Annotated in this window: 15 protein-coding genes; 9 read left to right on the forward strand and 6 right to left on the reverse strand. The window is 68.1% G+C overall.

The genetic code is table 11. The features are described 5' to 3' along the window. Positions 1-136 precede the first annotated feature (136 nt). The 7 genes from AC07OZ_RS00830 (at position 137) to sodC (ending at position 5344) form a co-directional block, all read left to right on the forward strand. On the forward strand, positions 137-1180 hold the full coding sequence (locus tag AC07OZ_RS00830; RefSeq protein ID WP_495466467.1) for an alpha/beta hydrolase: 1044 nt from the start codon (positions 137-139) through the stop codon (positions 1178-1180). Continuing rightward, positions 1177-2061, forward strand: coding sequence for a YbgC/FadM family acyl-CoA thioesterase (locus AC07OZ_RS00835; RefSeq protein WP_495465292.1), 885 nt, complete (start codon positions 1177-1179; stop codon positions 2059-2061). The genes AC07OZ_RS00830 and AC07OZ_RS00835 overlap by 4 nt, the downstream gene beginning before the upstream one ends. A 91-nt stretch (positions 2062-2152) precedes the next feature. Continuing rightward, positions 2153-2764, forward strand: a complete 612-nt coding sequence (locus tag AC07OZ_RS00840) for a DUF3455 domain-containing protein (protein ID WP_495465293.1) — start codon at positions 2153-2155, stop codon at positions 2762-2764. A 47-nt stretch (positions 2765-2811) separates the two neighbouring features. After that, complete coding sequence (locus AC07OZ_RS00845; protein WP_495465294.1) at positions 2812-3387, forward strand: sigma-70 family RNA polymerase sigma factor; 576 nt, start codon at positions 2812-2814, stop codon at positions 3385-3387. Then, a complete protein-coding gene (locus AC07OZ_RS00850) occupies positions 3384-4127 on the forward strand; it encodes an anti-sigma factor (protein ID WP_495465295.1) in 744 nt (247 codons plus the stop codon). The genes AC07OZ_RS00845 and AC07OZ_RS00850 overlap by 4 nt, the downstream gene beginning before the upstream one ends. Positions 4128-4266: 139 nt before the next feature. Then, a complete protein-coding gene (locus AC07OZ_RS00855; protein WP_495465296.1) occupies positions 4267-4770 on the forward strand; it encodes a tetratricopeptide repeat protein in 504 nt (167 codons plus the stop codon). Positions 4771-4807: 37 nt separating this feature from the next. Further along, positions 4808-5344 (forward strand): superoxide dismutase [Cu-Zn] SodC, encoded by a 537-nt coding sequence (gene sodC / locus AC07OZ_RS00860; RefSeq protein WP_495465297.1) that lies wholly within the window; start codon positions 4808-4810, stop codon positions 5342-5344. Between the two features lie 91 nt (positions 5345-5435). Here sodC and acnB read toward each other — a convergent pair whose 3' ends face one another. The 6 genes from acnB to AC07OZ_RS00890 form a co-directional block, all read right to left on the reverse strand. Further along, positions 5436-8024, reverse strand: a complete 2589-nt coding sequence (acnB, locus tag AC07OZ_RS00865; protein ID WP_495465298.1) for a bifunctional aconitate hydratase 2/2-methylisocitrate dehydratase — start codon at positions 8022-8024, stop codon at positions 5436-5438. A 56-nt stretch (positions 8025-8080) separates the two neighbouring features. Continuing rightward, on the reverse strand, positions 8081-8503 hold the full coding sequence (locus AC07OZ_RS00870; RefSeq protein ID WP_431266330.1) for a type II toxin-antitoxin system VapC family toxin: 423 nt from the start codon (positions 8501-8503) through the stop codon (positions 8081-8083). Between the two features lie 4 nt (positions 8504-8507). Beyond that, entirely contained in the window at positions 8508-8765 is a 258-nt protein-coding gene (locus AC07OZ_RS00875; protein ID WP_495465299.1) for an AbrB/MazE/SpoVT family DNA-binding domain-containing protein, read from the reverse strand. Between the two features lie 237 nt (positions 8766-9002). After that, on the reverse strand, positions 9003-9584 hold the full coding sequence (locus tag AC07OZ_RS00880; RefSeq protein ID WP_495465300.1) for a hypothetical protein: 582 nt from the start codon (positions 9582-9584) through the stop codon (positions 9003-9005). A gap of 189 nt (positions 9585-9773) precedes the next feature. Continuing rightward, positions 9774-10784 carry an HpcH/HpaI aldolase/citrate lyase family protein gene (locus tag AC07OZ_RS00885; protein WP_495465301.1) on the reverse strand — a complete coding sequence of 337 codons (1011 nt, stop codon included), beginning with the start codon at positions 10782-10784 and terminating at the stop codon, positions 9774-9776. Between the two features lie 100 nt (positions 10785-10884). Continuing rightward, the gene (locus AC07OZ_RS00890; protein ID WP_495465302.1) at positions 10885-11871 is read right to left on the reverse strand and encodes a malate dehydrogenase; all 987 of its coding nucleotides are present in this window, start codon (positions 11869-11871) and stop codon (positions 10885-10887) included. A 255-nt stretch (positions 11872-12126) separates the two neighbouring features. On the opposite strand from AC07OZ_RS00890, the gene AC07OZ_RS00895 reads away from it, so the two are divergent. Together AC07OZ_RS00895 and sdhC are read left to right on the forward strand one after the other, a co-directional pair. After that, positions 12127-12909 (forward strand): GntR family transcriptional regulator, encoded by a 783-nt coding sequence (locus AC07OZ_RS00895; protein WP_495465303.1) that lies wholly within the window; start codon positions 12127-12129, stop codon positions 12907-12909. A gap of 126 nt (positions 12910-13035) precedes the next feature. Further along, on the forward strand, positions 13036-13476 hold the full coding sequence (gene sdhC, locus AC07OZ_RS00900; protein WP_495465304.1) for a succinate dehydrogenase, cytochrome b556 subunit: 441 nt from the start codon (positions 13036-13038) through the stop codon (positions 13474-13476). Positions 13477-13518 lie beyond the last annotated feature (42 nt).

Here is a 13518-nt window from a genome sequence, read left to right on the forward strand (position 1 = left end):
AAGTCCTTTGCCTGGTGATGGCGGGCCGCGGCGGCGCGGGCCCGCGGGGTCTGGGAGAATCCCGCGATTGGGGCTTGGCAACAGCCGAGCCTACGTCCTGGAGTTCCCGTTGAGTAGCACCTTGTTGACACCGCGTATGGCCGCGGTGCTGGAGCGCATCCACCGCGCCAACCGCCCGTCGTTCCACAGCCTCACGCCCCGGCAGGCCCGCATCGCCTACCTCATGGGCGCCGAGATCCTGGACCTGCCGCGGGCGCCGCTGCCGCGCATCGAGAATCTGGCAATCCCCGGTCCCGCCGGCGACGTCGCCGCGCGCCTTTACGCGCCGCTCACGCGTGAGGAAGCGGCCGCGCGGGACGCGCGCGGTCTGCCGGTGCTGCTGTACTTCCACGGCGGCGGCTTCGTCATCGGCAGCCTCGAGACCCACGACAGCCTGTGCCGCCAACTCGCGCTGCGCACCGGCGCGGCGGTGATCGCGGTCGACTACCGCTTGGCGCCCGACCACCCCTTCCCCGCAGCCGTCGACGACTGCTGGGCCGCGCTGGAATGGCTCGCGACCGCGGCGCCCGACCGCGGCCTGGACCGCGAGCGCATCGCGGTCGGCGGCGACAGCGCCGGTGGCACGCTGGCCGCGGTGACGGCGCTGCACGCGCGCGACATCCGCGATCGGCTGGGCCTGTCGCTGGTAATGCAGCTGCTGATCACGCCGGGCGCGACCGCGCATGCCGACACGGACTCGCACCGCCGCTTCGCCAAGGGCCATCTGCTGGATGCCGACACCATCGCGTGGTTCTTCAACCAGTACATCCCGACGGAGCAGCGCGACGACTGGCGCTTCGCGCCGCTGCAGGCCGAGGACCACGAGGACCTGGCGCCCGCCACGCTCATCCTGGCCGAGGCCGATCCGCTGATCGACGAGGGCATCGCCTACGCGGACCTGTTGCGTGCCCACGGCAACGAGGTGCGGCTGGAGCTGTACCGCGGCGTGACACACGACTTCATCAAGATGGGTCGTAGCATTCCGGAGGCCGATCAGGCGCTCGATGCCTGCGCGGATGCGCTGAGGACGGCCTTCGGCCTGCCGGCGCCCGCCGCCGTGCCTGCATCGGGTCCCGTGTCCGAACCGACGGCTTCCTCGACCCCATCGACCCTCTCGACTTCTCCCCGGGCTTCCGCATGAGCACCACCGCCACCGACGCCGGCATGACCCGCGACCGCTTCCGTTTCTTCGAACGCCTGCGCGTGCGCTGGGCCGAGATCGACGCGCAGCAGATCGTCTTCAACGGCCACTACCTGACCTACTTCGACACGGCGGTCGGCGGCTACTGGCGTGCGCTGGCGCTGCCCTATGCGCCGACGATGCAGTCGCTGGAGGGCGATCTCTTCGTCCGCAAGTCGACGCTCGAGTACCTGGGCTCGGCGCATTACGACGAGCTGCTCGACATCGGCGTGCGCACCGAGCGTGTCGGCACGACCTCGCTGACGGTGAGCTGCGCGGTCTTCCGCGGCGACGAGTGCCTGGTGCACGGCGAGCTGGTCTATGTCTTCGCCGACCCGGCGGTGCGCGTGCCCAAGGCGGTGCCGCAGGCGCTGCGCGATCTGCTGCTGGGCTTCGAGCGCGGCGAGGCGATGACCGAGGCGCGGGTGGGCAACTGGGCGACGGTGGGCGAGGATGCGCATCGCATCCGCCAAGCCGTCTTCGTCGAGGAGCAGAAGATTCCCGCCGAGATGGAGTGGGATGCCGCCGACGAGAGCTGCACGCACGCGGTGGCCTACAACCGGCTGGGCCGGCCGCTGGCGACGGGCCGGCTGCTGGAGCATGTGCCGGGCGTGGCCAAGATCGGGCGGATGGCGGTGCTGTCGCCGATGCGCGGCAGCCGCGTCGGCCGCCAGGTGCTGGACGCGCTGATGCAGGCCGGGCGCGAGCAGGGCTACCGCGAGGTGCTACTGCACGCGCAGCTCAGCGCCGAAGGTTTCTACACGCGCGCAGGGTTCCAGCGGCGCGGGCCGGTGTTCGAGGAGGCGGGGATCGCGCACGTGGAGATGGTGCGCGGTTTGTAAAACGGGTGCATCCATCCTGGACCCACCTCCGTAAGTGGATGATGTGCGGCACTGAGGCCGCTTCATCTGCCACCCGTCCAAGGAGACTTCCATGATGCGAATCGCCGCCACCTTGTTCCCCGTGCTCGCTGTCGCCATCGCCACCTGCGCGAGCGCGCAGGCGTCCCGACCGTCCGCGGACGAACTGTCCCGCCTGCCGGATGCGCCGACTGCCGCCGGGAACGCCATCGCGATCAGGAACCCTGAGGTCCCCGCAGCGCTCCGCCCAGCGGAAGGCTCGCGTTTGCTCCTCCAGGTCCATGCCACCGGCGTGCAGATCTACGAGTGCGCGCAGGGCGCGAACGGCGCCTGGGAATGGCAGTTCCGCGGTCCTGAGGCGACGCTGTTCAACGCGAGCGGCGCCAAGGTCGGCGACCACGGCGCCGGCCCGTTCTGGCGCCTGGAGGACGGCTCCCGCATCGTCGGCCAGGCCAAGGCGTCAGTCCCGTCGCCGACGGCGGGCGCCATTCCCTGGCTGCTGCTGTCGGTGAAGTCGCGCAGCGGCACCGGCGGCCTCGATCCCGTCGACGCCGTGCAGCGCATCAGCACCGTCGGCGGCGTCGCCCCGCCTTCCTCGGAATGCGTCGCCGCAGCCACCGGCCGGACCGTCCGGGTCGACTACACCGCCGACTACCTCTTTTGGGGCGTGACCCCGTCGCGGTGAGCGCCGTCTTGACGGATCATCCCGGGTCCTCGCAGTGACTCCCGGTGATGCAAGCGAACCAAGATCTCCCCCAGTTGATGGCCCGCGTCGCGCTCCGCGACCGCGCGGCCTTCGAGCTCCTCTATCGCCTGACGAGCGCGCATCTGTTCTCCGTTTCCTTGCGTATGTTGAGGAACGAACAGCGCGCGGAGGAGAACCTCCAGGAGGCTTACGTGAGCATCTGGCACCACGCGCAGGGCTATCGGCCCGATGCCGGCACGCCGATGACCTGGATGATCAACGTCGTCCGCAACAAGGCCATCGACCAGCTGCGCTCGCGCCGGAACGAGGATGAGCAGGCGGTCGAGCTCGACGAGGACGCGCTCGCCGTGCCGGCGGACGCGGCCGGCGAGCCGCTGCAGCTGCTCGAGCAGAACCTGGCCGACGCCCACATCGGCGCCTGCATGCAGGCGCTGTCCGCGCAGCAGCGCCAGGCCCTGGCGCTGGCCTACTACCGCGGCATGGTCCACACCGAGATCGCCGAGGCGCTGCAGGCGCCGCTCGGCACGATCAAGGCGTGGGTGCGCCGGGGGCTCGATCGCCTCAAGGCCTGCCTCGAAGCCGGGGGAGTGACCGCGCCATGAACTACAACCGACCCGAGCTGGTGGAACACCTCTCGCGCGAGTACGTGCTGGGCACGTTGCAAGGGCCCGCGCGGCGTCGCTTCGTCGGGTTGATGCGCGACTCGCGGCCGATCGCCGTCGCGGTCGCGCAGTGGGAGCATCGCCTCGCGGTGATGGAGCGGTCGCCGGTGCTCATCCAGCCGCCCGTCACGACGTGGCAGGGCATCGAGCAGCGCCTGTTCCCGCGAGCTCAGGCTTCTCAATCTCAAGCGACCAAATCCAGCGGAGGACTCGGCGCCGTGCTGGGCTGGCTCACCGGCCGCGCGGCCGGCGGCGTCCTGGCCGGCCTGCTGCTCGCGGTGGTCGTCGTCAAGACGGTGCCCACCACGGTGGGACTGGAACCCGCCTCGGAAGCGCTGCCCGCGAGCTACGTCGGCGTGCTCAGCGCGGAGGCCGCGCCGCCGTCCGTCGTCGTGAGTTCCAAGCGCCACGGCAAGCTGCTCACGGTGAAGGTGCTGCGTCCCATCGCCGTGCCTGAAGGCCGTCGCGCCATGCTGTGGGCCGTCCCGAAGGACGGCGCGCCATTCGTGGTCGGCACCGTCTTGCCATCGGGCCAGACGCAGATCGCATTGCCGGCCGAATCCGAGAAGCTCTTCTTCAGCGTGAATCGCGTGGCGATCAGCCTGGAGGCGGGCGATGGTCCTGCACCGGCGATGCCGTCGGCGTTCGTGCTTGAAGGGGCTTGCGTCAAGGTGTGGTGAGGCCGGGGTGAGGGCGGCATCAGCCCTCGGGCGCTCGACGAATCGTTACAACGAATTTTGGAGCCGAGTGCGTCCGCCGTCATGACAAGCCCGTAAGTCAAGGAGCAGGATGTCCTGCATCACGCTCGAGGAGCAACACATGAAGACTATGAAGCTGCTGTCCCTGGTGGCCGCCGTCTGGGCGCTGGCCGGTTCCATCCAATCCGCGCAGGCCGCCGACATGGCACCGCCGCAATCGGCTGCTCCCGCGCCGGCGGTGAACCGCCTGGCCACCGCGCGCCAACTGATCGAGGCGCGTCAGTGGGAAGCCGCCCGCGACGAGCTGAAGCGCGTCGACGACCGCCGCAGCGCTGACTGGAACAACCTGATGGGCTACGTGTCGCGCAAGGCCGGCAATCCGGACCTGGCCGCGTCTGAGCGCTACTACGACGAGGCGCTGCGCATCGACCCGCATCACCGCAATGCGCTGGAGTACTCCGGCGAGCTCTACCTGATGAAGGGCGACCTGCCGAAGGCGCAGGCCCGGCTGGCCTCGCTGGCCACGGAATGCAAGTCGTCCTGCGAGCAGCACACCGAGCTGAAGGACGCCATCGCGCGCTTCCAGGCCAACGGCAACAAGTACGTGGCCAAGGGCGGCTGGTAAGCCGTCGTCTCTCCGTTTCCCCCGCAAGGAGTTTTGAATGAACCTCGTGAAGTCGTTGTGCCTGGGCCTGCTCGTGTCCTGCGGCGCCGTGGCGGCGGCGCATGCCGCCGAGCTGACCGTCAATCTGTCCATGGCCCAGCCCGACGGCCCCGGTGCCTCTGCCGGCACGGTGCGCATCGTCGAGACGCCCTACGGCCTGGCGTTCTATCCGCAGCTGACCGGACTGCCGCACGGCGTGCACGGCTTCCATGTGCATGAGAACCCGTCGTGCGCGCCGTCCACGGCCAACGGCACGGTCACGCCGGCCGGCGCCGCCGGCGGGCACTTCGATCCGCTCGGCAGCAAGCACCACGGCGAGCCGTGGGGCGACGGCCACCTCGGCGATCTGCCGCCGCTGTACGTGTCGCACGACGGCCAGTCGACGAACCCGGTCCTCTCGCCGCGTCTGAAGAAGATCGACGAGGTGAAGGGCCACGCGCTGATGGTCCACATGGGCGGCGACAACCACTCCGACCATCCCGCGCCGCTGGGCGGTGGCGGGGCGCGCGTCGCCTGCGGCGTCATCGGCGGCTGAGGCCTTCCGGCACGAGCGCCATGCAAAGGGCCCGGAGGTTTGCACCTCCGGGCCCTTGTTCTTTGGGGCGGCCCTCAAGCCGCCCGTGTCATCACGCGACCGACTTCGCCGTCTCCGCGTATTCCTCGATCTGGTCGAAGTTCATGTAGCGGTAGACGCTGGCCTTGTCGGCATCGATGACGCCCATTTCCTTGAGGTACTCCTCCTTGGTCGGCAGGCGGCCCAGACGCGAGGCGATCGCGGCCAGTTCCGCCGAGCCCAGGAACACGTTGGTGTTCTTGCCCAGACGGTTGGGGAAGTTGCGCGTGGAGGTGGAGATCACCGTCGCGCCCTCGCGGACCTGCGCCTGGTTGCCCATGCACAGCGAGCAGCCCGGCATCTCGGTGCGCGCACCGGCCGTGCCGAAGGCGGCGTAATGGCCTTCCTTGATCAGCTCGCTCTGGTCCATCTTGGTCGGCGGCGCGACCCACAGCTTGACCGGGATGTCGCGCTGGCCGCCCAGCAGCTTGGCCGCCGCGCGGAAGTGACCGATGTTGGTCATGCACGAGCCGATGAAGGCCTCGTCGATCTTCGTGCCGGCGACTTCGGACAGCACCTTGGCGTCGTCCGGGTCGTTCGGGCAGCAGACGATCGGCTCGGTGATGTCGGCCAGGTCGATCTCGATCACGGCCGCGTATTCGGCGTCCTTGTCCGCTTCCAGCAGGTCGGGCTTGGCCAGCCAGGCTTCGACCTTCTCGATGCGGCGCTGCAGCGTCTTCGCGTCGGCGTAGCCGTCGGCGATCATGTTCTTCATCAGGACGACGTTGGAGCTCAGGTACTCCTTGATCGGCGCCGGATTCAGCTTGATCGTGCAACCGGCGGCGGAGCGCTCGGCGGACGCGTCGGACAGCTCGAACGCCTGTTCGACCTTCAGGTCGGGCAGGCCTTCGATCTCCAGGATGCGGCCCGAGAAGATGTTCTTCTTGCCGGCCTTGGCGACGGTCAGCAGACCGGCCTTGAGCGCGTACAGCGGGATCGCGTGCACCAGGTCGCGCAGCGTCACGCCCGGCTGCATCTCACCCTTGAAGCGCACCAGCACCGATTCCGGCATGTCCAGCGGCATCACGCCGGTGGCCGCGCCGAAGGCGACCAGGCCCGAACCCGCCGGGAACGAGATGCCGATCGGGAAACGCGTGTGCGAGTCGCCGCCGGTGCCGACGGTGTCGGGCAGCAGCAGGCGGTTCAGCCAGCTGTGGATCACGCCGTCGCCCGGGCGCAGCGAGACGCCGCCGCGGTTGGAGATGAAGGCGGGCAGCTCGCGGTGCGTCTTCACGTCCACCGGCTTCGGGTACGCGGCGGTGTGGCAGAAGGACTGCATCACCAGGTCGGCCGAGAAGCCCAGGCAGGCCAGGTCCTTCAGCTCGTCGCGGGTCATCGGGCCGGTCGTGTCCTGCGAACCGACGGTGGTCATCTTGGGCTCGCAGTAGGTGCCCGGACGGACGCCTTGGCCTTCCGGCAGGCCGACGGCACGGCCGACCATCTTCTGTGCCAGCGTGAAGCCGGCCTTCGTTTCGGCCGGCGCTTGCGGCAGGCGGAACAGCGTCGAGGCGGGCAGGCCCAGGAACTCACGCGCCTTGGCCGTCAGCGAGCGGCCGATGATCAGGTTGATCCGGCCGCCGGCGCGGACTTCGTCGAACAGCACGTCGCTCTTGAGCTTGAACTCGGTGACCGTCTCGCCGTTCTTCACCAGCTTGCCTTCGTACGGCAGCACGTCGATGACGTCGCCCATCTCCAGCTTGCTGACGTCGACCTCGATCGGCAGCGAGCCCGAGTCTTCCTGCGTGTTGAAGAAGATCGGGGCGATCTTGCCGCCCAGCGTCACGCCGCCGAAGCGCTTGTTCGGAACGAAGGGGATGTCCTGGCCCGTGGCCCAGATCACCGAGTTGGTCGCCGACTTGCGCGACGAGCCCGTGCCGACGACGTCGCCGACATAGGCCACGACGTGGCCCTTCTTTTTCAGTTCCTCGATGAACTGCATCGGGCCGCGCTTGCCGTCTTCCTCGGGCTTGAAGGCCGCGTCGGGGCGCGTGTTCTTCAGCATCGCCAGGTAGTGCAGCGGGATGTCCGGGCGGCTCCAGGCGTCCGGGGCCGGCGACAGGTCGTCGGTGTTGGTTTCGCCGGGCACCTTGAAGACGGTGACGGTGATCTTCTTTTCAACTTCAGGGCGCGAGGTGAACCACTCGGCGTCGGCCCAGCTCTGCATCACTTCCTTGGCCTTGGCGTTGCCCGCCTTGGCCTTGGCGGCGACGTCGTTGAAGAAGTCGAACATCAGCAGGGTCTTCTTCAGACCCTCGGCGGCGACGCCGGCCACGTCGGCGTCGTCCAGCAACTCGATCAGCGGATGCACGTTGTAGCCGCCGACCATGGTGCCCAGCAGCTCGGTGGCCTTGGCCTTGGAGATCAGGCCGACCTTCAGGTCGCCGTGCGCGACGGCGGCCAGGAAGCTGGCCTTGACCTTGGCGGCGTCGTCCACGCCCGGGGGCACGCGGTGCGTCAGCAGGTCCAGCAGGAAGGCGTCTTCACCGGCCGGCGGGGTCTTGATGAGCTCGATCAGCTCGGCCACCTGCTTGGCGTCGAGTGGCAGCGGCGGAATGCCGAGCGCGGCGCGTTCGGCTTCGTGTTGGCGGTAGGCTTGCAGCATGCGAACTCCAGTCTCTGTGGTCTTTGCTTGGGTCGGAAAAACGGGTCTGTCGTCGGTCACGGTGCGCTGGGCACGATGACCTTGAGGCCCTTGAAATAGTCTCGGAAGAATCCCTGGTCGCGGGTGATCAGGCCGTCGCACTGCAGCATCGCGTGCGCGCCCACCAGGAAGTCGGGCATGGCGCGCGACGAGGCCGCATCGGCCCCCTTGTCGGCCAGCCGTTGCTTGAACTTGCGTTGCATCTCGCCCGCGCGGATCGCGGCGCGCTGGTCGATGGCCAGGAAGCTCAGGCCCATCTCCTCCAGCGCGTCCATCACCTCGGAGCCGTGGCCCAGGCCGGCGGTCACCTCGGACAGCACGACGTCGCACAGCACCACCGGACCGCTGGAGAGCGCCAGACGCAGGGCGGCTTCGGCCGCGTCCGCGCCGGGCGCGTCGCCCAGGAGGTCGATGAGGACGGAGCTGTCGACGGCGATCATCGGATCAGGCGTCCTTGCCGTCGTCGGTGGCTTCGTCCGGGGCGCGGCCGCGGAGGTCGCGCATGACGTCGTCGGTGGCGGTGCCTTCGGGCAGCTTGAAGCGGCCGCGGGCGCGGGAGATGGCGTCGTCGACGTTCTTGCGCAGGATGATGCGCGCGCCGTCGAGCTCGACCTTGAGCGTCGTGCCCTTGGTCAGGCCCAACGCGTCGCGCACGGCCTTGGGCAGGGTGATCTGACCTCGTTCGGCGACGGTGGCTTCCATGCGGGCTCCTGGTGATCCTGGGAGATTAGGCGACGGCTCTGGCGGATTCATGACCGTTCAGTGCGCAGGCGCACGGTGGGTATGAATCAGAAAGTATGCATGAATTGTACGTACTTCCGCCCCATGAAAGCCAGCGTCGACCCCTGAAGCCCGACTGCCGCAGTATGGATAGGGGCGAGAGGGGTGGGCAAGAAAAAGCCGCCTCGAGAGGCGGCTTCGTCCGGCGAGGCGCGGTGTTTACTGCGCGCTCGGGGTGATGCCCAGGCCGCCGCCGGCAGGCGCCGACGCGGAGCGCGCGGCTTCGATCGCGGCACGCTGTTCCGGATGGACGCATTCATCGACCAGGCGCTGGCCGGCCTTCACGTCCAGCAGCATCGACTTGTTGGCGATCTGGACCATCAGCGTGCGGCCGGTGACGTCTTCCAGACGCAGGGCGCCGGTGGTCGACAGCACGGGCTTCATCACGAAGGTGTCCTTCTTGAAGGCCACGTTGATGTAGCCCACGTCCTTGGCGTTCGGCTCGATGGTGATCGACTGCTTGAACTCGCACTCGTACAGGCCCAGGTAGGCGCGCTTGGCGGCGGCGAGTTGTTCCTCGCTCGCTTCCGGCAGCGGAGGCGGCGGGGCGGGCGTCTTGGCGGCCGGCTTCTTGGCGGTGGCCTTCGCCGGCGCGGGCTTGGCGGCAGCGGGCTTGGCCGGTGCGGCGGGCTTGGCGGTGCCGGTGCCGGAGTTGGCCGCGGGTTGCGCGGCGGCGATGCCGGTGGTCAGCGTCAGCGCGGCGGCAGCGGCGCCGGAGAGGAGGAGGGCGGTCAGTCGCATGGGGAGGGCGTGGAAGTTGGACCTGGGGACCTGAGGGACCTTGAATCACCAGCCGAAGCAACGGCCGGAAAAACGAAACGCCGGAGCTCGGCGATGCGGGATTGTGACCGCGCGCGCGTCCCTTGAAGCGGGGATTTAATGTGTCAAACCGTTGATCGTGGCTAGGGTCTTCACGGAGTGCTCATGGGGTCAGAGGGGCGATGGATGCGGGGCAAACCAGGCCTGCTCCACCTCTGTCGGCAGGCTCTGGCCCGTGCCGTGCGCACGCTGCAGCAGGTGCCAGAACAGACGGTAACTGGCGCGGTCGTGGAGCATGTCCCGGTGTTGGATCGGTGCCCACTGCGCGGCCTGCGCGGCCTGCAGGATGTCGATCGCTTCGTCGATCTCCGCGACGCTGGGCGCGAAGGCATCGATGATCGGCTGGATCTGGTTCGGGTGGATGCTCCACATCCGCGTGTAGCCGAACTCGCGCGCGGCGCGCTCGGCGGCGGACTGGATCGCGCGTTCGCTCTTGAATTCGGTGACCACGCAGTGCGACGGCGTCTTGCCATAGCTGTGTGCGGCGGAAGAGATTGCGAGCTTCGCGCGCTGCACCAGCGGGTGCGTGAACTGGCCTTCGACCGTCAGCGCCGAGCGCGGGATCGCGCCGCGATGCGCGGAGACGAAATCCATCAGGCCGAAGGAGAGCGATTCGATGCGTGGATGTGCGGCGATCGCCATCACGTCGCGCAGTGCGCCGTGCGTCTCGATCAGCGTGTGCAGCGGCAGCGGTTTCCTGATGCCGTGGCGTTTCAGGCTGTCGTCGATGAAGGCGATCGCGCGGCTCAGATCCTCGATGCCTTCGGGCTTCGGGATCATCAGGAAGGCGAGCTTCTCGCCGCCGCCGGCGATCACCGCCTCGACGTCGGCCTCGAAGGCGGGATGCTTGAACGGATGCACCCGCACGCCGACGCGGCCATGTGCGTTCAGCGAGCCGTTCAACAGGTGCAGCACCAGCAGCATGTGCTCGGCCTCGCCGCCGACCGGCGCGCCGTCCTCGCAGTCGAGCGTGATGTCAAAGACTGGCCCCATCCGCACCTGCAGCTCCAGGCTCTTGAGCATGCGCGCCTCGACGCCGCAGTAGTGGTCGACGACCGGCAGCACGACGGGCGCCTGGCCTTCTTCGAACAGGGCCTGGGCGGGAGTGAGGAGGGCGGTCATGGGATGAATGGAGTCTGGAAAGAAGAAGGGCCGGCCCTCTTGCGAAGGTCGGCCCGTCGAGTGTCGCTCAGCGAGATGCCTCAGGCGGCATCCGCGAGGATCACAGGAGGTGCTTCACACCGTTCTGCTCTTCGAGCAGTTCGTCCAGCGTCTTCTTGATCGCGCCTTGCGAGAACTCGTCGATCTCCAGGCCTTGGACGATCTTGTACTCGCCGTTCTCGACGGTGACCGGGTAGCCGAACATCACGTCCTTCGGGATGCCGTAGGAGCCGTCCGACGGGATGCCCATCGTGACCCACTTGCCGTTGGTGCCCAGGGCCCAGTCGCGCATGTGGTCGATGGCGGCGTTGGCGGCCGAGGCGGCCGACGACAGGCCGCGGGCGGCGATGATCGCGGCGCCGCGCTTGCCGACGGTCGGCAGGAAGGTCGTGCGGTTCCACTCTTCGTCGTTGATCAGGGCCTTGACCGACTGGCCGTCGATGGTGGCGAAGCGGTAGTCCGCGTACATCGTCGGCGAGTGGTTGCCCCACACGGCCAGCTTCTCGATGCCGGCGACCGGCTTGCCGGTCTTGGCGGCGATCTGCGAGGCGGCGCGGTTGTGGTCCAGGCGCAGCATGGCGGTGAAGTTCTTGGCCGGCAGGTCCGGGGCCGACTTCATCGCGATGTAGGCGTTGGTGTTGGCCGGGTTGCCGACCACCAGCACCTTGACGTTGCGCGAGGCCACGGCGTTCAGGGCCTTGCCCTGCGTCGTGAAGATGGCGCCGTTGATCGACAGCAGTTCAGCGCGTTCCATGCCCGGGCCGCGCGGACGCGAGCCGACCAGCAGCGCGTAGTCGGTGTCCTTGAAGGCGGTCATCGGGTCGCTGTGGGCCTCGATGCCGGCCAGCAGCGGGAAGGCGCAGTCTTCCAGCTCCATGATCACGCCCTTGAGCGCGTTCTGGGCCTTCTCGTCGGGGATCTCCAGCAGTTGCAGGATGACGGGCTGGTCCTTGCCCAGCATCTCGCCGGAAGCGATGCGGAACAGCAGGGCATAGCCGATCTGGCCGGCGGCGCCGGTGACGGCGACGCGAACGGGTTTCTTGCTCATCAGGGTCTCCGAGAAGTGCGAGTGAATGATGCGTGAGGCGCAGTCCGCGCCAGCGGCGGCAAGTGTAGGACAGCACGGCCCCGGCACGGATCGCGATAGGGTCTTCTTCGCCCACCGGTTTGGGGAGCTGCCCCCAAAAGTAGCGCCCCGGCATGGCGCAAAACTGACACTCTTCTGTCTTATATAAGACTAATCCGGTCGGACTCCCTCTGGAGGGTGGACGCTGTATTCGGGTTTGTGCTCGAATCGCGCCCCATGACGCCCCCCGCCGTCCCGGTCCACCCCGTCACGCCGCTCAATGAGCTGGCGCGCGCGGAGGCCGCGCCGTCGTTCAGTCCGCTGTATCGCCAGATCAAGGGGCTGATCCTGAAGGGCTTGCAGGCCGGTGAGTGGAAGGCGGGGGAGACCATCCCCAGCGAGATGGACCTGGCGGCCCGCTTCGGGGTGAGCCAGGGCACCGTGCGCAAGGCCGTCGATGAACTCGCCGCCGACAACCTGCTGGTCCGCAAACAGGGGAAGGGCACCTTCGTCGCCACCCATGCGGAACAGCAGCAGCAATACCGCTTCCTGCGGCTGACGCCTGACGCCGACGAGGCCTCGTCGCTCGGCCGCCAGCTGCTGGACTGCAAGCGCCAGCGCGCGCCGGCCTTCATCGCCAAGCTGATGCAGCTGCGCGCCGGCGACCCCGTGATCGAGATCCGCCGTCTGCTGCACAGCGGCGGCCATCCGGTCGTGATGGACGACATCTGGCTGCCCGGCGCGCTGTTCAAGGGGCTGACGACCGAGCGGCTGCTCGAGCATCGCGGCCCGTTCTACAGCCTGCTCGAAACCGAATTCAACGTGCCCATGATCCGGGCGCAGGAAAAGATCCGTGCGGTCGCGGCGGAGGACGATGCCGCCGCGCTGCTGCAGGTAGCGCCCGGCAGTCCGCTGCTGAGCGTGGAGCGGCTCTCCTTCACCTACGGCGACAAGCCGGTGGAGTTGCGCCGCGGTCTCTACAACACTTCCCACCACTTTTATCGCAACGACCTGAACTGATGCTTTCGCGTTGCGGTGCTGACGTTTTCATGGCAACGCCAGAAGACGAGATGCGCCCAGGACACCCTTCGTGGGTGCTGCGTTGCCATAAAATCTTCGGGTTTCACATTGATTACAAGGTCGGACATGACGGACGCCACCCAAGCCACCAAGAAGAATCGACCGGTCTACACCAACATCCATGTCACGCAGATCGTGGGGTACCGCCTGCCGCCGGCCGGCCTCGTCTCGATCCTGCATCGCATCAGCGGCCTGCTGATGTTCTTCCTGCTCCCGTTCGTGATCTGGATGTTCGACACCAGCCTCACGTCCGAGATCTCGTACGAGACCTTCACCGCGGCCTTCGTGTCCGGCATCGGCTTCCTGCCGGGCTGGTTCATCAAGCTGGTCGCGCTGGGCCTGATCTGGGGCTACCTGCACCACTTCATCGCCGGTGTCCGCCACCTGTGGATGGACGCGACGCACAGCGTGAGCAAGCAGCAGGGCCACGTCAGCGCCATCGTGACGCTGGTGCTCAGCATCGTGCTGACGCTCGCGCTCGGCGCCAAGCTGTTCGGCCTGTATTGAGCGGGCCGCGACCGGACGGCGCGGACCGTGCGGTCGGATTGA

It is taken from the genome of Roseateles sp. GW821-FHT09G03 (genome assembly GCF_059416045.1).

Coding starts and splice junctions, on each gene's coding strand:
- AC07OZ_RS00850 (WP_495465295.1), top strand. CDS start 3,384: ATGAACTACAACCGACCCGAGCTGGTGGAACACCTCTCGCGCGAGTAC.
- AC07OZ_RS00840 (WP_495465293.1), top strand. CDS start 2,153: ATGATGCGAATCGCCGCCACCTTGTTCCCCGTGCTCGCTGTCGCCATC.
- AC07OZ_RS00885 (WP_495465301.1), bottom strand. CDS start 10,784: ATGACCGCCCTCCTCACTCCCGCCCAGGCCCTGTTCGAAGAAGGCCAG.
- AC07OZ_RS00870 (WP_431266330.1), bottom strand. CDS start 8,503: ATGATCGCCGTCGACAGCTCCGTCCTCATCGACCTCCTGGGCGACGCG.
- AC07OZ_RS00880 (WP_495465300.1), bottom strand. CDS start 9,584: ATGCGACTGACCGCCCTCCTCCTCTCCGGCGCCGCTGCCGCCGCGCTG.
- sodC (WP_495465297.1), top strand. CDS start 4,808: ATGAACCTCGTGAAGTCGTTGTGCCTGGGCCTGCTCGTGTCCTGCGGC.
- AC07OZ_RS00830 (WP_495466467.1), top strand. CDS start 137: ATGGCCGCGGTGCTGGAGCGCATCCACCGCGCCAACCGCCCGTCGTTC.
- AC07OZ_RS00845 (WP_495465294.1), top strand. CDS start 2,812: ATGCAAGCGAACCAAGATCTCCCCCAGTTGATGGCCCGCGTCGCGCTC.
- AC07OZ_RS00890 (WP_495465302.1), bottom strand. CDS start 11,871: ATGAGCAAGAAACCCGTTCGCGTCGCCGTCACCGGCGCCGCCGGCCAG.
- acnB (WP_495465298.1), bottom strand. CDS start 8,024: ATGCTGCAAGCCTACCGCCAACACGAAGCCGAACGCGCCGCGCTCGGC.
- AC07OZ_RS00855 (WP_495465296.1), top strand. CDS start 4,267: ATGAAGACTATGAAGCTGCTGTCCCTGGTGGCCGCCGTCTGGGCGCTG.
- AC07OZ_RS00835 (WP_495465292.1), top strand. CDS start 1,177: ATGAGCACCACCGCCACCGACGCCGGCATGACCCGCGACCGCTTCCGT.
- AC07OZ_RS00875 (WP_495465299.1), bottom strand. CDS start 8,765: ATGGAAGCCACCGTCGCCGAACGAGGTCAGATCACCCTGCCCAAGGCC.
- AC07OZ_RS00895 (WP_495465303.1), top strand. CDS start 12,127: ATGACGCCCCCCGCCGTCCCGGTCCACCCCGTCACGCCGCTCAATGAG.
- sdhC (WP_495465304.1), top strand. CDS start 13,036: ATGACGGACGCCACCCAAGCCACCAAGAAGAATCGACCGGTCTACACC.